Source organism: Gottfriedia sp. ABJ_BB2_2 (genome assembly GCF_055484705.1).
On the sequence record NZ_JBVFKR010000002.1, the window covers coordinates 727540 to 745108 of the forward strand.

Genomic DNA, 17569 nt, shown 5'->3' on the forward strand with positions numbered 1-17569 from the left:
ATCTAATATTTTGCTTACATAACAGTGCCCCCTCTATTACAAGAGGGGGTTCTTTCTATCTTTATGTGTTTTAGTAAAATCTCTATCTAAATAGAAGAACTATTTTCCACATGATTAGATGTTTTCATCAGTAGTTTGTTTATACGTCTTTCTATAAATGGCATACAACTGTTTAAAATTGGACCGCCTAAACAAACTGTTAATACAGTACCAATACCAATAGGTCCTTTAAAAATGAATGCTAATATCAAAAAGAGAACGTAGATTATCGTTTTTGAAAACATAATATTCACTTTTAATAAATCTCGAATAATTAACATTGATTGGTCTACAGGAATCGGTGCAAAGTTTGTAAGAAGATAAATTGCACTGCCAATTCCAGTGACAATTAAACCGATTCCAAAGCAGATCAGTTTACTTAAAAAAATGTCAGGCTGTATGAAATGCTCCAGTAAAAATAACCAGATATCAATACTTAAACCAGTAATTAATGCTGTAGCCAAACCCAAATATTCTGGTCTATTTCTTTTTAAAATTGAATTACAAAAGATCAAGATTAGTGCAATGATGATCTCCCAAGTCCCTACGGTAAAACCAACAGTCTTAGATAATCCGACTAACAGTGCATCAAAGGGCGATGTACCTATATCTGATAATATTGTTAAAGCTACCCCTAAGGTTAAAATGATGATTCCTAATCCATATATTAAATATCTCGTCTTATTCACCTTCCTAAAAGTAATACTTATACTCTAGCTAACTCTTTTGTCATTAAAATATGAGGAATCCCGTCTTCCATAAACACGTCTGATGAAGTCTGATAACCTAGTTTTTCATAAAATCCCTCAGCATGTGTTTGTCCGTGTAATTTTACTTTGGTAATGCCATTTTCTACCGCAATTGCTTCTAACGCTTTAATAATCACTTTTCCCAGGCCAAACTTTCGATAGGACTCTAAAATACAAATTCTTTCCAGTTTACCTAATTCATCAACCCATCTTATTCGTCCTGTTCCAACTGGCTTGCCATCATAATAAGCTAAAATATGCTCTGCTAATCCATCTAGTGAATCAAATTGATCAAATTCATCTGCTAAAGGCACACCTTGCTCCTCTACAAAAACGCTTTTTCTGATTTCAAAAGCCACTTCCAAATCGTGATTTTCAATTATTTTCTTAGTATTCATGTTTCATCATTCCTTTTCTAGATTTATTTCAATATGTGAGTCATAATATAATTATCTTTAGTAAACAGTATAATACCATTTTTGTTGCAAATACAACAAAAATAATAAGGAGTTTTATCAATGAAGGAAATACTTCGTGAAATCGGAATGATCGCAAGAGCGTTAGATTCTATTAGTAATATTGAATTTAAAGAACTCGAACTGACTAAAGGGCAATATTTATATCTTGTCAGAATATGTGAAAATCCAGGAATTATTCAAGAAAAATTAGCCGAAATGATAAAAGTAGATCGAACAACTGCAGCCCGCGCCATTCAAAAACTGGAACAGCAAGGATTAATTGAAAAGAAAAATGACGGCGTTAATAAAAAAAACAAAGGATTATTTCCAACAGATAAAGGAGAACAAATCTATCCATTTCTAAAAAGAGAAGGCGACCATTCTAATCAAGTAGCATTATCCGGTCTTTCTTCAGACGAAATTGAAATCGTTTTTAGCCTACTTCAAAAAATTAGAAAAAATGTTGAAGTCGACTGGAACTATGTAAAAAAAGGGAACAAAAGAGAATATTAATACAAAAAACAGAAAAACCTGAGATTAGTTTTTCTGTTTTTTATTCAATATTTATCCACCTTGTCGATCAATTACTTCTCCATCTTTTGAAAGACCTCTAACAATAATGTCCTTTCCAAATTGATAATAATAACGTTTCCCTTGATCAGTAATCATATTAGCCTGATTAAATTCTATTCCTTCTTCTGTTGTTGTTTCTACTTTTTCTATTACACTATTATGAATTTCACCAAAAACCACATGAAAATCATGGAGTAACTTCCCTTTATCATCAGATACATTTAGATGTTCGTAATAAACTGTCATGTTGTCATTTTCATAATGTGTCCAACCATTATGTCCAATATTTACCCAACCTTTTTCATCGCTACCTTTAAAGAAAGCAACTGATATTACCTCATAATTTACAGGAGTAGCATCATCTAGAACTGGGACAGTTGTATAAAAAACAACAGTTACATGATCGTGTAATTCTGTATGAATAATATACTTGTTTTTATAAGGAATCCCTTTATAAATAGCCTCTTCAAAAGTATCGTACTTACCAAATTCATAGTCAGATAATATGAGTTTGATAGAGAAAGCGATCAAAATTAGAATCAATAATGGAATGAATACTCTCTTTTTCATCCTCTGCCTCCTATGGGTTATATGGAGTATCTCTTTCATTCTATCTTATCTTTATTTATTTCATTCCTTATTCATTCTCTAACTATTAACGAATTCCTCTACGGAATCTTCAGGAGTAATAAGTGCCTTCTTAAAACAAAAAAACATCTTTTTCCAAGATGTTTTTTTATCGATTACTTTATAAATGTCCCATTTACTTTACGAGTATGTTCCCCTTGATGTAAGACAATAGTTTTACTCCAAGACCCATCCATTGGTAATTTAATTTCCCCACGATAAACACCCTTTGAAGTCTTTTTCAGTTTCCCTTCAGCTTTATGGTTCATACTTTTCATTGTCAATATAATTTCTACGGAATCAACATCTACTAATTCATTTTTAGGATTTGTTACAGATACTTGATAAGTATGCTCTGCGTTCTTTGAAGTTGGCTCATCTAAGAGTGCAACTGTAAGACTATCTAAGTATTTATTAGAAACAGCTTCTTTTGATTTTCCACAGCCAGACAACAACATCACAATTAATAAAGGAAATATAATATATTTTTTACCTAATCTCATTTTGCACCTCTCGTTAATTAAATTTTTTTCTAGTCGCAAAAAATTGCTAAGTACTCGTTACTACGAAAACTTAGCAATCTATTATTCTATTACGAAAATGGTTTGTTTATTCTATCCCAGGACGACGTACTTTTTGTTTTATTAATTTAATAATAAACTCAATTAAACCAATTAAGAAGATTGATATACCTACCATAGGCATTAAAAGTCCACAAATGATAGAAATCAATAAAACACCTAAATAAAATTTATTACCCTCAGAAGCTTTTGGTATGCCTATTTTACCAATTGGTCTACGTTTCCACCACATTGTAATTCCACTTAAAACAATTAGGATTAGTGATAAGCAAGCAATTAAATCTATGATTAAATTTGCCACTCCAAAGTATCTACCTTCATGTAATGCGATACCTGTTTCAACCGCTTTATCAAAAAGACTGTAATCTTTCCATCGATAATCAAGTAAGACCTTGCCACTGTATTGATCTATATCCATCGTTACATAATTATTTACACTACCCGCTGCAAAGCCGTACGAAGAAATTAAATATACACCTGTATCACCTTCTGGCATATTGATTGTATAGCCAGGATGAATCTTTGTCTCCTCGGCAATTTTAATTACATTTTCAATTGGTAGCATCCCTTTATTGTTATAAACTGATTCTGGAACCGGAATATTCTCTGCAGCCCATGGTGTTTTTGCAACGTCCTTTGTCACTTTAGTCGATTGAACACTGCCATCCCATAAATGCTCAGGCGCATTTGATAAATCAGCTTTTGCAACAAATGTATTTAAACGTTCTCCGAATGAACTAGCCCAAGGTAAGCCTGTTAAAACTAGAACTAATAAAATAATTGTCATCCAAAATCCAGTACTTGCATGCAAGTCTCTCCAAAATACACGTGATCCTTTGCCTAAACGAATGCGAATCACATCAAGAAATGTTTGCTTATTACGAGGGAAATATAAATATAATCCTGTAGCTAACAATATAATTGCCCATGATGCTGATAATTCCACAAGATGGTCCCCGATTTTTCCAACCATTACTTCCCCATGTAGTTTGACAATGATCTCCATCAAACGTTTATCATTCTGCAGTTCTCCTAATACTTTTCCTGTATATGGATTTACGAAAACAGTAAAACTAACGTCTCCTTTTGCAATTCCAACTTCTGTTGCACGTTCTGGATCCTTCACATTTGTAAAAGATGTTATTGCGTCAACTGGATATTTATCTCTTACAGCTTTTAATTGTAAACTTGGTGTTAATTCTTTTGAGCCTTTTTCAACATAGTGTAAATTAGGGTCCAACATTGGTTCTACATAAGGTTTGAATAAGTAAATCGAACCTGTAATTGCTAACAGAATCAATATAGGTGCAAATATCATCCCCCCATAAAAATGCCATCTCCAGATTGTCTTATACAATGACATTTTTTTAGATATCACTTGTTCTGGCTGTGAATCATAATTCGTATTTACGTCCATTTCATTTACCTCTCAGGTTAATTTCATCTACCTGGGAAAGTATAATATATAATTGTGATGTCTTAATGAAGTTTTAAGGAAAATTTGATCTAATGCAAGATAAAAAATGTTCTGTTACAGTTTAATAGTCTTTATGCTTGGACAAATACTGGCAAGGGATCAAAAAGATCATTCCAATTTGATTGCATTTCTTCATCTGTTAATAAACATTTATCAAGCGATGACTCTACTTTTCTTTGATTCATATCAATTCCAATTAACACAAGTTCTGTCATGCGATCACCAAAATTCTCATCCCATTTTTTATTTAAGGCTAAATCCTCCCTTCTCAATTCATCTTGTTCTTCTTTAGGTAGCGTGACAATCCATTCACCCGCTCCTTGTATAGTAATTGTTGAACCTGCTTGCGATAACATGCCCACCGTATCATTTCTTGATGCTAACCAAAAGAAACCTTTTGCACGGATAACATCAATTGGCCAATTTTCTAGCCACATACTTAATCGTTCTGGATGAAAAGGTCTTATACGACGATAAACAAATGAGCTTATTCCGTATTCTTCTGATTCAGGAATATGTTCCTCATTCAACTCTTTGATCCATCCTGCTGCTTGACTTGCCTTCTCAAAGTCAAAAAGATGTGTATTTAGGATAGATTTTAAATTTACAGTAGAAAATTTAGTTTGAATAATTTTGGCGTCGGCATTAATTTTCTTTAAAAATGCAGATAACTCCCTTACATCATGTTCTTCTAATAAATCTACTTTATTTAAAATAATTACATCAGCAAATTCTGCTTGTTCTAGAAGCAAATCTGCAATTTCCCGTTTATCTGTTTCATCTGTTCCCTGATTACGATCTAATAATGTTTCGCCTGATGAATAATCCTCCCAAAATCGGTTGGCATCAATAACTGTTACCATTGTGTCTAGGCGAGTTTTTTTAGTTAAATCTATTCCTAATACTTCATCTACATATGTGAATGTTTGTGCCACAGGAATCGGTTCACTAATACCTGAGGATTCAATGACAATATAATCAATTCCTCCTGCATCGACTAGCATTTCTACTTCTTTCATTAAGTCATCTCTCAAAGTACAACAAATGCATCCGTTTTCCATTTCCACTAGCCTTTCCTCTGTACGTGAAAATCCTTTATTTTTTACAAGTTGGGCATCAATATTTATTTCACTCATGTCATTTACAATTACAGCAACTTTCAACCCATTTCGATTAGCTAGTATATGATTTAATAGCGTTGTTTTTCCAGATCCTAAAAATCCACTTAACACGGTAATTGGTACTCTCATCTTTATTCCTCCTAATTGGTCCAAAATTTAAATTAACTAAAACGTAATATTTACGTATTATAAATGAACAACTCATTATAAAACGTATTCATTACGTTTTGCAAGGTTTAACTGTGAGCTTCTACCAAAATTTTTTCGTTACCTATTCCATAAACAACAAAAAAAGACCGCCGAAGCGATCTTTTCAATAATATGACAATGATCTGTTTATTCTGTCTCAATGATGACGATCTTACCTATCTTGCAATACAGTAAAATATTCTGCTGTACCTCTTCATTTCGATATGTATAACACGTAAGGTCTGTGAATTCGCCCCTTGAAATGTCGTGAGTTGTATTGATTAATTTATATGTATTTCCTCTAAACTTAATCTTTCGTTCTATTGAAGGCTGCTCCGCCATAATTTGTTCTTTTGTTCGAAAATCCATCTAATTCACTCCTTTGTGTTCACTTTTAGTATAAGCACGTAAAGGTTATGTTAGACGTAAATTTTCCTTTATTTATCAATTTGAAAATAATTCTTATCAAAGAGAGGGTATTTTGAATAACAAAAAAAGGGATATATTGATATCCCTTTTTCTTTAAAACATATTATCTTAATGTTTTTAATGCGCCGCTCCAAGCGACAACTTGGTCAAGCATATCATTAACATTTTTTTTATGTAATTCTGCAGGTTTAAAAGTCGAAAAGTTTTCAAAATCTGTAAATAAAGAAAGTGTTGGATGCACTCTTACATCTGCAACTTGTAATTCTCCTAATATACCACGTAAATGCTCAGCTGCACGAGCACCGCCTGTTGAACCATAGCTTACAATTCCAGCTGCTTTATTAGCCCATTCATCACGTGCAAAATCAACCGCATTTTTTAATGCTCCGCTAATGCTGTGATTGTATTCTTGAACAACAAATACAAAACCATCTAAGCTCGATAGTTTTTCAGACCAAGCTTTAATTCCTGGCTCTGTTCCATCAGTTGTACCTAAAAATGGTAGTTTAAAATCAGCGATATCAACAATTTCGTAATTCGCATCACCACGTTGTTTAGCAATACCTTCTACCCATTCACCAACTTGTGGACTTACTCGCCCTTGTCTTGTACTACCTAAAATAATTCCGATTGATAGTTTTGCACTTGTCATTTTTCTTCCTCCTTGTTTAAAAATTGTTACTACTGTTATAATAATCCCTAAGAATTCATATTAGAAGTAGACACTTTAATGTGACCTAGTATACAAAATGATACCTTGGAGGAATGTTAATGGAAAAAGAATGTAATGGTTCAGTTGAAACTGCTTTAGATATTTTAGTAGGAAAATGGAAGCCCATTATACTTTTTCATATTATTCAACATGAAACGTTACGTTTTAGTGAATTGCAACGATTAGTCCCCGCGATCACAAAAAAAATGCTGACATCACAACTAAGAGAATTAGAATATCATGATATTGTACATCGTAAAGTTTATGCTCAAATCCCGCCAAAGGTTGAATATTCCATTACCGAATATGGAAAAGGGATCATTCCAATGTTGGAATTAATGAACCAATGGGGAAATCTTCATCTAGTACATTTAGAAGAGCTGTATGGTGAAACAGTAGTAAAAAACAAATAACATTAATTTTTAAAACTAAGAGATACATATTAAGTTTTCCCGGTTTTTAATGATTTCTAACAAATGTAATTCAAAAATATAGATAACTAACAAGCTTCTAATCTATTCCAATATTGGTTAGAATACAGACTTTGATTGATTAATTCGCTCCTACTTCAAAAAAACAGAAAAACCCTCATTAGGGTTTTTCTGTTTTCAATTTCTACTGATTCCCGCTCCTTTTCATATTTCCTATTTCTATTTCGCTGCTTTCTCCTGCTCTTGTTTAAAAAAGCTCTTCATAGAATGGAACACATCTGATTTCTGTTTTAAGATATAATGGCGGAATTTTTCATCATTTATGTTTTTATATGCGGACATTAGAGTAGAGTGACGGTTGTATTGGTTTACTTCTCCGTAACCAAACATATTACTTACTTTCATTAGTTCCTGCACTAGCTTGACGCAACGTGCATTGTCAGAAGTTAAGTTATCACCATCTGAGAAGTGGAATGGATAAATATTGTAGCGATCAGGTGAGTATTTATAGTCGATCACTTCGAGTGCTTTTCGATATGCAGAAGAACAAATTGTTCCTCCACTTTCACCTTTCGTGAAAAATTCTTCTTCAGTAACAACTTTTGCCTCCGTATGATGAGCAATAAATTCAATATCTACTGATTCATATTTTGTTCTTAAGAATCTTGTCATCCAAAAGAAGAAGCTGCGAGCCATATATTTTTCCCATAAGCCCATACTACCGCTCGTATCCATCATTGCGAGAACAACTGCTTTTGATTCAGGTTTTCTAATTTCATTCCATGTACGGAATTTTAAGTCTTCTGGTGATATTGGATGAAACGCTGGTGTACCTCTCATAGCATTTCGCTTGAATGCGGACATCATCGTCCGTTTCTTATCAATATTTCCCATTAACCCAGTTTTTCTTATATCATTAAATTCTATATTTTCAACCGTATTTAAGTCTTGTTCTTTTCGTTTTAAATCTGGTAACTCTAACTGACTAAATAGAGCTTCCTCTAATTCCATTAGTGAAACCTCTGCTTCGTAATAATCTTCACCTGATTCTTTTCCGGCTCCTTGCCCTTTGCCTGCTCCTTTTTGAGGCTGACCACTCTGGGATCCGTCTCTTGCGACTACATCACCAATTTTACTATCACCAGTTCCTTGACCTACGTGTTTATTCTTATCATAGTTATAACGAATCTTGTACTCATCTAATGAACGTATAGGGATTTTTACTACATCTCTACCGTTGGACATGATGATACTTTCTTCTGTAATTAAATCTGCTAAGTTCTTTTTTATCGCCTCTTGTACCTTCTCTTGGTGGCGTTGTTGATCGTCATGTCCTTTACGATGGAGGGTCCAGTCTTCCTGTGAAATGGTAAAATTATGCTTTTGTTCTATATTTTCATTACTCATTTTCTTTCCCTCCCTTACTCTCGTTGTATTTATAGCTTAAAAATAAAAAAAATCGTCACACAGTAATACACCTATGCATACACTAATTCGGTAGGTGGATTTCTACCCTTTTTTATGGATTACTCTATCATATGCAAGACGGCACAATTATTGACAATCTTTCTTTTATTTTTTGCACCCATTTTTTCAGAAAATAGGACAAGTCTTTGAAATACAGTATATTAATATAAAAAAATGTGACAGTTGATGCTTAACCCAATCAACAACAATCTTTAGAAAAGAGCAAAAAAAGAAGTGGTATCCCTTTTACGAAAAGGATAACCACTTCTTTTTATTATGGTAAATTATGTCCCATTCCGGCCACATAGATTCGCAACCATTGTTCAGATGTCATACTTAATTTTGAAGCTTCTACAGCAGTTTTTACTCTTTCAATTTTTCCAGAGCCTACGATTGGCATCATGTTTGCAGGATGAACTAATAACCATGCATACATAACTTCATCTATTGAATTTGCACCGATCTCAGCACCAATTTCCTCTAGCATTGAACGGACTCTAACAGCAGCTTCAGTTTGACTTGTAAAAATTTGGCCTCCTGCAAGTGGCGACCAAATCATTGGTGCGACGCATTTTTCTAAAAGTAAATCGACTGTTCCCTTTTCAAAATGCTCAAACTGCATTGGCGATACTTCAATTTGATTTGTTACTAAAGGCATATCTAAATGCTCCTGTAACATATTGAACTGAGAAGGTAAGAAGTTTGATACACCAAAATGGCGAACTTTTCCTTCTTTTTGAAGTTGATTAAATGCTTCAGCAACTTCTTTTGGATTCATGAAAGGATTTGGCCTATGTATTAATAGTAAATCGATATAATCTGTTTGTAGATTTTTTAATGAATTATTTACACTCATTAAAATGTGTTCCTTACTTGTATCATAATGATTCATTTTAAGATCAGGAAACTTTGATGATTTTAATTTAATTCCGCACTTCGTAACAATTTGGATTTTTTCACGAAGCTCTGGTTTAAGTGCTAACGCGTTTCCAAAAATCTCTTCACAAGTATAACCACCATATATATCTGCGTGGTCGAATGTTGTAATACCTAACTCTATACATTCTTCTATAAATGATAATAATTGATCAGATGACATATTCCATTCTGATAAGCGCCATAAACCGTGGATTATTTGTGAAAACTCAAGATTTTCTGCTAATCGTATTTTTTTCATTATTAGTAGCACCCTTCTTTTTCTATCTTACCTTATTATAAAAATATAAATTTATAAATGCAAAAAAAAACGGCTATCCAAAAAGATAGCCGCTTTAAGAGTTTATCGATTTAGTAATGAACCTACATAGCGTAATAATTCATTTGCAGATGTTGAATTATAACCATATTCATCTATTAATCGACTGACTACATCATTTATTTTCTTCAATTGACGCTCATCTGGCGTTTTTGTGGACGTCGTAATTTTAACAACATCCTTCAAATCCGAAAAAAGTTTCTTTTGTATTGCTTCTTTTAATCGTTCATGTGAATTATAATCAAATCGTTTTCCTTTACGTGCATAGGCAGAAATACGAATTAATATTTCTTCACGGAAAGCTTTTTTAGCATTTTCAGAAATACCAATTTGCTCTTCAATTGATCGCATTAATTTCTCATCTGGATTCATTTCTTCTCCAGTTAACGGATCACGTAATTTGTTTTTATTGCAATATGCTTCGACATTATCTAAATAATTATCCATAAGCGTTTTTGCTGATTCTTCATATGAATAAACAAATGCTTTTTGAACTTCTTGTTTAGCAATATCATCATACTCTTTTCTTGCAATTGAAATAAAGTTCATATACCGTTCACGATCTTCATTCGAAATTGATGGATGCTGGTCTAACCCATCTTTTAAAGAACGTAAAACATCTAAAGCATTAATAGAAGGTATTTCTTTTCGGATAATTGTTGAAGATATCCTATTAATGACATAACGCGGATCAATTCCGTGCATTCCTTCATCCAAATATTCTTTTTTCAATTCTTCCAAATCAACTGTATTATAGCCTTCTACCATTTCACCATCATATAATCTCATTTTTTTAACTAAATCAATATCACCACGTTTTGGTTCCTTTAATCTAGTCAAAATAGTAAACATCGCTGCTACACGTAAAGTATGCGGCGCAATGTGAACATTATTTACATCACTCTCAGAAATCATTTTTTGATAAATTCTTTCTTCTTCACTCACCCTTAAATTATAAGGAATCGGCATAACAATGATCCTAGAATGCAAAGCTTCATTCTTCTTATTATTTATAAATGATCTGTACTCAGTTTCATTTGTATGAGCAATAATTAATTCATCCGCAGAAATCAATGCAAAACGCCCTGCCTTAAAGTTTCCTTCTTGTGTCAGGGATAATAAGTGCCATAGGAACTTTTCATCACATTTTAACATCTCTTGGAATTCCATCATTCCACGGTTAGCTTTGTTTAACTCGCCGTCAAATCGATAAGCACGAGGATCTGATTCTGAACCAAATTGTGCAATTGTTGAAAAGTCTATACTTCCTGTTAAATCAGCTATGTCTTGAGATTTAGGATCTGATGGACTAAATGTACCGATTCCTACTCGTCGATCTTCTGATAAAAACACTCTTTCGACGATTACATCTTCTATTCTTCCTCCAAACTCTTGTTCAAGTCTCATTAGATTTAATGGAGATAGATTTCCTTCAATGCGTATCCCATATTCATTGAAAAAATCATCTCTTAAATGATTTGGAATTAGATGTAATGGATCTTCATGCATTGGGCAACCTTTAATAGCAAAAATAGAACCTTTCTCTGTTCGTGAATAAGCTTCTAAACCTCTCTTTAACATTGTAACAAGTGTTGATTTACCACCACTTACAGGACCCATTAACAATAAGATACGTTTCTTTACATCTAATCTTTTCGCAGCTGGATGGAAATATTCTTCAACGAGTCTCTCTAATGCTTCCTCTAATCCATAAAGGTTGTTATTAAAGAAGCTATAGGTTCTTTTTCCGTTTACCTCTTCAATTCCTGCGTCTTTAATCATATTATAAATTCTTGAATGTGCAGTTTGGGCAACCCATGGCTCCTCTTTTAACATTTCAAGATACTCAGCAAAAGTGCCTTCCCATTTCAATCGTTGTTCCATGTCACGATGCTGCTCAAGTTTCTTTAATATATCCATGGACAAGTACCTCCTTTTTCTCATCTGTAAGAGAGATTATTAAAAGATATGCGAGTATGTCCGTACTCATGCTATATCTTAAGAGGGAAAATATTTTTTAATCGAGACTAATTTCACAGAATACATAATTTTACTTTCATATTTCTATATTTTTTTTGTATAATAAGTTTAGGGAATATGGAAATTTTCAATTGGGAGGATACATACTGATGAGATTAACACTAATTTTATTAGTTATCGTTACGTTTTTAGCTGCAATTTTTACTTCTGGCTATAATGATAGACCTGGACTAAAAAACAAATAATAAGTAGAAGATGCTTCTTAATATGGATTTAAAAGTTATGTTACGCTAAAATCCACATTTAAGAAGCATTTTTTTTTGTATAAAAAAAGCACCTTTTTTTGTATAAAAAAAAGCACCTGAACGGTGACTTTTTAGTTTATTGTGAGTAATCTTTAACTTTTAGCAATTCTCGATAATCTTGTTGTCGTAATGCTTCGTAAATTAAAATTGCAGCTGTATTAGATAGATTTAATGAACGAATGTGATCTGTCATCGGTATTCTTAAACATGTTTCCATATTTTTTTCAATTAATTCTTTAGGTAAGCCGGTTGTCTCTCTTCCAAATACGAAAAATATTTCATCATCTTGATTCGAATAATTAAAATTAGAATATGTTTTTTCTCCAAATTTAGTAATGAAATAAAACTTTCCATTTTTATATTTTGAGAATAATTCATCTAAAGAATCATGATAGTGAATATCCACATGCTCCCAATAATCTAGTCCAGCTCTTTTTAACATTTTATCATCAGTAGAAAATCCCAATGGACGAATTAAATGCAAACTAGTATCTGTTCCTGCACAAGTACGTGCAATATTGCCTGTATTTGCTGGAATCTGTGGTTGATATAATACAACGTGTATTCCCATAATTTCACCTCTATAATTGTTTCAATGTCTTCTATTATACCAATTCAGAATAATGAATGGAATTATTCCATTTACAGTTTATTTAATCCATCTATAATATGGAAATATTTATACTTTATATTTTCTGTGTAAGCTGTTGAGTCATAATAGGACCAATATCGTTTTCTACTATTTTGAGTATGCGCATTAACTAACGGTTCTCCATTCTCGTCCTTGGCAACTACAATCGTACAATGGTTCCATCTGCCGTCTCCTTCAAAATCATATAAGATGATATCACCTAGACTTAGTTCCTTTGGATTTCCTACTTCTTCCGCTTTAATCCCAGTTTGAGATATTGGTAAGAATTTTCTTAATGCGTGTGCTACTCTCCAGCTATAGCTACTCGATGAATAATTCTTATACCACCATCCAACTGCGTTTTTAGGCATACCAGTCATCTTCAATCCACCTGCTCTTAAACATTGCGAAATAAAATTTGTACAATCATTCGCGTATAGAGGGTACTCCTTATTATGCCCATCCCACCATGTTTCAGCATACTTTACTGCATTGAATCGATTGTATACATTGTTACGATCCATTGGTGTTTCTTGCTCATCTTCTACCATCATTTCAATATCAGTATGTTCATCTTCATATTCAATTGGAAATTCTATATCGTACACCATCTCATTCTGATTTAAAGCCATCTGTCTTTCTTGTTGTTCTTCTTCAAAGTATAAGTCTGTTTGTTTTAAGAAGTAGCGAATATGCAATGTATAATTAACGTATGTGATGTCATCATCGTTCCATATATTTTTTACTTCTACATTCCCATATGCTTTTACAAGTGAGGCATTTCGTTGATCATATAACTCAACCTTACGTTGAATTGCTAAATATTCACTTTCTTGAATGAGATGGCTTCTTGATCCATCTCCAAAGTATAATTTTAAACGCTCTGTAACATAGCGTTCTAAAAGGTCTCGATTTAACAAGAAAATCCCCCCTTCTCAACAATCGCTTATATTCTATACGATGTTGAGAAGATGGAGATTATACCTCTCTTCTATTATTACTTTGAAAGAATACGATGAATTTCTTCAATTACTATTTCATCATTTTCAGTTTTAAGACATTCATTTATAAAATTTGTTCCCTTTTCAGGATCTATCTCTGAGATAGCCCAAATTGCTGTTCCGCGTATCACTGGCCTTGCATCATGAATAGCAAGATCCTTTAAGTCATCTAATGCTGTATCATCCTTAAAATGAGCTAATGCTATAATAGCGTTTCTTTGAATTGGATTCTTGCCTCTCCATGAACCTGACATTTGACCAAATTGTCTTTTAAATTCTCTATTACTAACTTTCAATACTGAAAGTAATAAAGGCTTAACCGTTTCCGGATCTGGTGTCATTTCTTCGTGGTGCGTAAAATTAATCCCTTTATTCTTTGGACAAATTGTTTGACATGTATCACAGCCATAAACACGATTTCCTATCTCTTTACGAAACTCTAATGGAATCATTTCTTTTGATTGCGTTAAAAAAGCAATACAGTTTTTAGCATTTAACTGTCCTGGAGCAACAATTGCACTTGTTGGGCATACATCCATACATTTTGTACAATCCCCACATTGATCTTCAATTGGTGTATCCGGCTCAAAAGGCAATGAAGTTATCATCTCACCTAAATAAACATAAGACCCATATTCTGGGGTGATAATCGAACAATTCTTAGCACTCCATCCAATCCCTGCTCGTTCAGCTACGGCTCTATCTACTAACTCACCAGTATCTACCATTGATTGAACTTTTGCATTTGGGTAATGCAATAATATAAATGATTCAAGTTGTAACAATTTCTTTTTAACAACAGAGTGATAATCTTCTCCCCATGAAGCACGACAGAATATCCCCCTAGTAGAACCTTTTTTACTTTTCGGAGCATCTTTCATTTTAGAGGGATATGCTAATGCAATTGCAATAATTGAATGTGCTTCACCCATAATCTTTCTCGCGTCTGTTCTTCGTTCAATATCTTTTGCTTCAAAACCTGATTGATAGTTTAATTCTTGTTGTTTATATAACCTGCTTTTCAAGGTAACAAAAGGATCTGCTGTAGTAAACCCAATTTTATCAATGCCTATTTCCTTACTATATAGTATCAATTCTTTTTGAAATTCTTTAATATTCATCTATATCACCTTACAGTTATTAGTACCAGTATTTATTAACTATTCTAGTCAGAAAGTTCATAGTTTAAATAGTACAGATAAAATGATCATACACCATATTACATATTTTAGATATTTATTAAACTAACCATAAAAAAACGCAATGTATCGTTCTTCTATGGAATCAATACACTGCGTTGTTATCAAGTTATTATAAATCTTCGAACGCTCATACCACTAACTATATATCTATTAAGTAATAGGTAAAAAGTAGTAATTGCTGAACTATGTATATAAATTTAACATACATATGGAAGGAACTCAAGAATAAAATCACATTTTGTCGAATTTTAGTCTTAGTAAATATTGGAAAAAAATATATCAGTAAATTTGTCTTTTTATATAATTCCCTTCATAACGCTTGTTTCATATTCTTCCATTTCACAGTAAACAACAAAAAAGGATCTTGCATATAGCAAAACCCTTCTTCTGTTTATATGATAGCGGTGACAGGACTTGAACCTGCACGTCCGTGAAGACAATAGATTTTGAGTCTACCGTGTCTGCCATTCCACCACACCGCCAAAACGATATACAACAATTATAGTACAAGTACTACTAATTGTCCAACTAAAGCTGAATATAAAAACCTCTTACAATTGTAAGAGGTTTTTTTGATACCGAGGGCCGGACTCGAACCGGCACGGGGTCAACCCCCGCAGGATTTTAAGTCCTGTGTGTCTGCCATTCCACCACCCCGGCATGGGATAATTTAAAAAGGCGGTAACCGGATTTGAACCGATGATAAAGGTTTTGCAGACCTCTGCCTTACCACTTGGCTATACCGCCGTAATTTGGAGCGGAAGACGGGGCTCGAACCCGCGACCCCAACCTTGGCAAGGTTGTATTCTACCACTGAACTACTTCCGCATGTGGCTGGGCTACCTGGATTCGAACCAGGGCATGACGGAATCAAAATCCGTTGCCTTACCGCTTGGCTATAGCCCATCAATTTATATATTATATAATGTAAAAATTACTTATATTACTCAATTGTTACAATAATTTATATGGGGCGACTGATGGGAATCGAACCCACGAGTGTCGGAACCACAATCCGATGCGTTAACCACTTCGCCACAACCGCCATTATGATTAAATTGGCAGGGGCAGTAGGAATCGAACCCACACCAAAGGTTTTGGAGACCTCTATTCTACCGTTAAACTATGCCCCTATAAAAATAAATGGTGGAGGGGGACGGATTCGAACCGCCGAACCCACAGGGAGCGGATTTACAGTCCGCCGCGTTTAGCCACTTCGCTACCCCTCCGGTTAAAGAGTGCCGACTAGAGGACTTGAACCCCCAACCTACTGATTACAAGTCAGTTGCTCTACCAATTGAGCTAAGTCGGCATTTTTTATATCTTTATCTTTTTAATTAAGATGGTGGCTCGGGACGGAATCGAACCGCCGACACGAGGATTTTCAGTCCTCTGCTCTACCGACTGAGCTACCGAGCCAACTTAAATGGCGGTCCCGACCGGGATCGAACCGGCGATCTCCTGCGTGACAGGCAGGCATGTTAACCGCTACACCACGGGACCATTTGGTTGCGGGGACAGGATTTGAACCTGCGACCTTCGGGTTATGAGCCCGACGAGCTACCAGACTGCTCCACCCCGCGATAATGTGGATACTATTTTATTAGATCCATGAAAATTCATTTTAAAAATATGGTGGAGGATGACGGGCTCGAACCGCCGACCCCCTGCTTGTAAGGCAGGTGCTCTCCCAGCTGAGCTAATCCTCCATATTATAAGTGGTGACCCGTACGGGATTCGAACCCGTGTTACCGCCGTGAAAGGGCGGTGTCTTAACCACTTGACCAACGGGCCAATTTATTGGAAGTCCTAATTAAAATGTGGCGGAGAGCAAGGGATTTGAACCCTTGAGACAGGGTTACCCGCCTACACGATTTCCAATCGTGCTCCTTCGACCACTCGGACAGCTCTCCAAAATGGCTCCGCAGGTAGGGTTCGAACCTACGACCACTCGGTTAACAGCCGAGTGCTCTACCACTGAGCTACTGCGGAATAATCAGAACCAAGCGACGTTCTACTCTCACAGGGGGAAACCCCCAACTACCATCGACGCTGAAGAACTTAACTGCCGTGTTCGGTATGGGAACGGGTGTGACCTCTTCGCTATCATCACTTGATTCAATTTCCTTGGGACATTAATCATTATATCAAAATATCTACTAAAGTCAATGACTTTTTGGAAATATTATTGAATATATTAATGATTTTTGTACCCTCAAAACTAGATAATGTCATTATCAAACTTGTTAGTTAAGTCCTCGACCGATTAGTATCAGTCAGCTCCACGTGTCACCACGCTTCCACCTCTGACCTATCAACCTGATCATCTCTCAGGGGTCTTA

The 17569-nt window shown here is 34.4% G+C and carries 16 protein-coding genes, 16 tRNA genes and 2 rRNA genes; 2 read left to right on the forward strand and 32 right to left on the reverse strand.

The window, feature by feature from the left end; translation table 11 throughout:
- Nucleotides 1–86: 86 nt before the first annotated feature.
- On the reverse strand, nucleotides 87–728 hold the full coding sequence (locus tag ACX6U0_RS08545; RefSeq protein ID WP_464959526.1) for a YczE/YyaS/YitT family protein: 642 nt from the start codon (nucleotides 726–728) through the stop codon (nucleotides 87–89).
- Nucleotides 729–745: 17 nt separating this feature from the next.
- Entirely contained in the window at nucleotides 746–1186 is a 441-nt protein-coding gene (locus tag ACX6U0_RS08550) for a GNAT family N-acetyltransferase (RefSeq protein WP_464959527.1), read from the reverse strand.
- 120 nt (nucleotides 1187–1306) lie between these two features.
- Here ACX6U0_RS08550 and ACX6U0_RS08555 point away from each other — a divergent pair, with 120 nt between their 5' ends.
- Entirely contained in the window at nucleotides 1307–1759 is a 453-nt protein-coding gene (locus ACX6U0_RS08555; protein WP_464959528.1) for a MarR family winged helix-turn-helix transcriptional regulator, read from the forward strand.
- A 51-nt stretch (nucleotides 1760–1810) separates the two neighbouring features.
- Here the strand turns inward: ACX6U0_RS08555 and ACX6U0_RS08560 are convergent, their stop codons facing one another.
- The 6 genes from ACX6U0_RS08560 to ACX6U0_RS08585 form a co-directional block, all read right to left on the reverse strand.
- Nucleotides 1811–2389, reverse strand: a complete 579-nt coding sequence (locus ACX6U0_RS08560) for a hypothetical protein (protein ID WP_464959529.1) — start codon at nucleotides 2387–2389, stop codon at nucleotides 1811–1813.
- Nucleotides 2390–2562: 173 nt separating this feature from the next.
- Nucleotides 2563–2949, reverse strand: a complete 387-nt coding sequence (locus tag ACX6U0_RS08565; RefSeq protein WP_464959530.1) for a FixH family protein — start codon at nucleotides 2947–2949, stop codon at nucleotides 2563–2565.
- 106 nt (nucleotides 2950–3055) lie between these two features.
- A complete protein-coding gene (locus tag ACX6U0_RS08570; RefSeq protein ID WP_464959531.1) occupies nucleotides 3056–4444 on the reverse strand; it encodes a PepSY-associated TM helix domain-containing protein in 1389 nt (462 codons plus the stop codon).
- A 131-nt stretch (nucleotides 4445–4575) separates the two neighbouring features.
- The gene (locus ACX6U0_RS08575; protein ID WP_464959532.1) at nucleotides 4576–5754 is read right to left on the reverse strand and encodes a GTP-binding protein; all 1179 of its coding nucleotides are present in this window, start codon (nucleotides 5752–5754) and stop codon (nucleotides 4576–4578) included.
- Between the two features lie 207 nt (nucleotides 5755–5961).
- Nucleotides 5962–6183 carry a hypothetical protein gene (locus tag ACX6U0_RS08580; protein ID WP_464959533.1) on the reverse strand — a complete coding sequence of 74 codons (222 nt, stop codon included), beginning with the start codon at nucleotides 6181–6183 and terminating at the stop codon, nucleotides 5962–5964.
- Nucleotides 6184–6346: 163 nt separating this feature from the next.
- On the reverse strand, nucleotides 6347–6895 hold the full coding sequence (locus ACX6U0_RS08585) for an NADPH-dependent FMN reductase (protein WP_464959534.1): 549 nt from the start codon (nucleotides 6893–6895) through the stop codon (nucleotides 6347–6349).
- Between the two features lie 119 nt (nucleotides 6896–7014).
- Between ACX6U0_RS08585 and ACX6U0_RS08590 the strand changes: the two genes are divergently transcribed.
- Nucleotides 7015–7368 (forward strand): winged helix-turn-helix transcriptional regulator, encoded by a 354-nt coding sequence (locus tag ACX6U0_RS08590; protein ID WP_464959535.1) that lies wholly within the window; start codon nucleotides 7015–7017, stop codon nucleotides 7366–7368.
- A 237-nt stretch (nucleotides 7369–7605) separates the two neighbouring features.
- Here the strand turns inward: ACX6U0_RS08590 and yhbH are convergent, their stop codons facing one another.
- From yhbH to ACX6U0_RS08710, 24 genes are all read right to left on the reverse strand, one after another.
- Nucleotides 7606–8793, reverse strand: coding sequence for a sporulation protein YhbH (yhbH, locus tag ACX6U0_RS08595; protein ID WP_464959536.1), 1188 nt, complete (start codon nucleotides 8791–8793; stop codon nucleotides 7606–7608).
- Between the two features lie 334 nt (nucleotides 8794–9127).
- Complete coding sequence (locus ACX6U0_RS08600) at nucleotides 9128–10030, reverse strand: aldo/keto reductase (RefSeq protein ID WP_464959537.1); 903 nt, start codon at nucleotides 10028–10030, stop codon at nucleotides 9128–9130.
- 102 nt (nucleotides 10031–10132) lie between these two features.
- Nucleotides 10133–12028: a PrkA family serine protein kinase gene (locus ACX6U0_RS08605; protein ID WP_464959538.1), complete on the reverse strand. Its 1896-nt coding sequence runs from the start codon at nucleotides 12026–12028 to the stop codon at nucleotides 10133–10135.
- 441 nt (nucleotides 12029–12469) lie between these two features.
- Nucleotides 12470–12964: a tRNA (uridine(34)/cytosine(34)/5-carboxymethylaminomethyluridine(34)-2'-O)-methyltransferase TrmL gene (gene trmL / locus ACX6U0_RS08610; protein ID WP_464959539.1), complete on the reverse strand. Its 495-nt coding sequence runs from the start codon at nucleotides 12962–12964 to the stop codon at nucleotides 12470–12472.
- A 71-nt stretch (nucleotides 12965–13035) separates the two neighbouring features.
- Nucleotides 13036–13944 (reverse strand): amidase domain-containing protein, encoded by a 909-nt coding sequence (locus tag ACX6U0_RS08615; RefSeq protein ID WP_464959540.1) that lies wholly within the window; start codon nucleotides 13942–13944, stop codon nucleotides 13036–13038.
- 77 nt (nucleotides 13945–14021) lie between these two features.
- Complete coding sequence (gene queG / locus ACX6U0_RS08620) at nucleotides 14022–15146, reverse strand: tRNA epoxyqueuosine(34) reductase QueG (RefSeq protein ID WP_464959541.1); 1125 nt, start codon at nucleotides 15144–15146, stop codon at nucleotides 14022–14024.
- 480 nt (nucleotides 15147–15626) lie between these two features.
- Nucleotides 15627–15709, reverse strand: a tRNA-Leu gene (locus tag ACX6U0_RS08625).
- 94 nt (nucleotides 15710–15803) lie between these two features.
- A tRNA-Leu gene (locus tag ACX6U0_RS08630) sits at nucleotides 15804–15887 on the reverse strand.
- A 16-nt stretch (nucleotides 15888–15903) separates the two neighbouring features.
- A tRNA-Cys gene (locus tag ACX6U0_RS08635) sits at nucleotides 15904–15974 on the reverse strand.
- Nucleotides 15975–15980: 6 nt separating this feature from the next.
- Nucleotides 15981–16055, reverse strand: a tRNA-Gly gene (locus ACX6U0_RS08640).
- 3 nt (nucleotides 16056–16058) lie between these two features.
- Nucleotides 16059–16133 (reverse strand) — tRNA-Gln (locus tag ACX6U0_RS08645).
- A 63-nt stretch (nucleotides 16134–16196) separates the two neighbouring features.
- Nucleotides 16197–16272: transfer RNA gene (locus tag ACX6U0_RS08650), tRNA-His, on the reverse strand.
- 14 nt (nucleotides 16273–16286) lie between these two features.
- Nucleotides 16287–16360: transfer RNA gene (locus ACX6U0_RS08655), tRNA-Trp, on the reverse strand.
- 11 nt (nucleotides 16361–16371) lie between these two features.
- Nucleotides 16372–16456, reverse strand: a tRNA-Tyr gene (locus ACX6U0_RS08660).
- A gap of 10 nt (nucleotides 16457–16466) precedes the next feature.
- Nucleotides 16467–16539: transfer RNA gene (locus ACX6U0_RS08665), tRNA-Thr, on the reverse strand.
- Between the two features lie 31 nt (nucleotides 16540–16570).
- Nucleotides 16571–16646, reverse strand: a tRNA-Phe gene (locus tag ACX6U0_RS08670).
- Between the two features lie 8 nt (nucleotides 16647–16654).
- A tRNA-Asp gene (locus tag ACX6U0_RS08675) sits at nucleotides 16655–16730 on the reverse strand.
- Nucleotides 16731–16733: 3 nt separating this feature from the next.
- A tRNA-Met gene (locus ACX6U0_RS08680) sits at nucleotides 16734–16810 on the reverse strand.
- A gap of 50 nt (nucleotides 16811–16860) precedes the next feature.
- Nucleotides 16861–16936: transfer RNA gene (locus ACX6U0_RS08685), tRNA-Val, on the reverse strand.
- 10 nt (nucleotides 16937–16946) lie between these two features.
- Nucleotides 16947–17021 (reverse strand) — tRNA-Glu (locus ACX6U0_RS08690).
- A 27-nt stretch (nucleotides 17022–17048) separates the two neighbouring features.
- Nucleotides 17049–17140: transfer RNA gene (locus ACX6U0_RS08695), tRNA-Ser, on the reverse strand.
- Nucleotides 17141–17144: 4 nt separating this feature from the next.
- Nucleotides 17145–17219 (reverse strand) — tRNA-Asn (locus ACX6U0_RS08700).
- Between the two features lie 9 nt (nucleotides 17220–17228).
- Nucleotides 17229–17344, reverse strand: a 5S ribosomal RNA gene (rrf, locus tag ACX6U0_RS08705).
- A 129-nt stretch (nucleotides 17345–17473) separates the two neighbouring features.
- Nucleotides 17474–17569 (reverse strand): 23S ribosomal RNA (locus ACX6U0_RS08710); the annotation flags it as partial.

Excerpts from the sequence above, each read along its gene's own strand:
- yhbH (WP_464959536.1), bottom strand. The coding sequence starts at position 8,793 with ATGAGTAATGAAAATATAGAACAAAAGCATAATTTTACCATTTCACAG.
- trmL (WP_464959539.1), bottom strand. The coding sequence starts at position 12,964 with ATGGGAATACACGTTGTATTATATCAACCACAGATTCCAGCAAATACA.
- ACX6U0_RS08550 (WP_464959527.1), bottom strand. The coding sequence starts at position 1,186 with ATGAATACTAAGAAAATAATTGAAAATCACGATTTGGAAGTGGCTTTT.
- ACX6U0_RS08570 (WP_464959531.1), bottom strand. The coding sequence starts at position 4,444 with ATGGACGTAAATACGAATTATGATTCACAGCCAGAACAAGTGATATCT.
- ACX6U0_RS08560 (WP_464959529.1), bottom strand. The coding sequence starts at position 2,389 with ATGAAAAAGAGAGTATTCATTCCATTATTGATTCTAATTTTGATCGCT.
- ACX6U0_RS08580 (WP_464959533.1), bottom strand. The coding sequence starts at position 6,183 with ATGGATTTTCGAACAAAAGAACAAATTATGGCGGAGCAGCCTTCAATA.
- ACX6U0_RS08605 (WP_464959538.1), bottom strand. The coding sequence starts at position 12,028 with ATGGATATATTAAAGAAACTTGAGCAGCATCGTGACATGGAACAACGA.
- ACX6U0_RS08585 (WP_464959534.1), bottom strand. The coding sequence starts at position 6,895 with ATGACAAGTGCAAAACTATCAATCGGAATTATTTTAGGTAGTACAAGA.
- ACX6U0_RS08600 (WP_464959537.1), bottom strand. The coding sequence starts at position 10,030 with ATGAAAAAAATACGATTAGCAGAAAATCTTGAGTTTTCACAAATAATC.
- queG (WP_464959541.1), bottom strand. The coding sequence starts at position 15,146 with ATGAATATTAAAGAATTTCAAAAAGAATTGATACTATATAGTAAGGAA.
- ACX6U0_RS08590 (WP_464959535.1), top strand. The coding sequence starts at position 7,015 with ATGGAAAAAGAATGTAATGGTTCAGTTGAAACTGCTTTAGATATTTTA.
- ACX6U0_RS08555 (WP_464959528.1), top strand. The coding sequence starts at position 1,307 with ATGAAGGAAATACTTCGTGAAATCGGAATGATCGCAAGAGCGTTAGAT.
- ACX6U0_RS08575 (WP_464959532.1), bottom strand. The coding sequence starts at position 5,754 with ATGAGAGTACCAATTACCGTGTTAAGTGGATTTTTAGGATCTGGAAAA.
- ACX6U0_RS08565 (WP_464959530.1), bottom strand. The coding sequence starts at position 2,949 with ATGAGATTAGGTAAAAAATATATTATATTTCCTTTATTAATTGTGATG.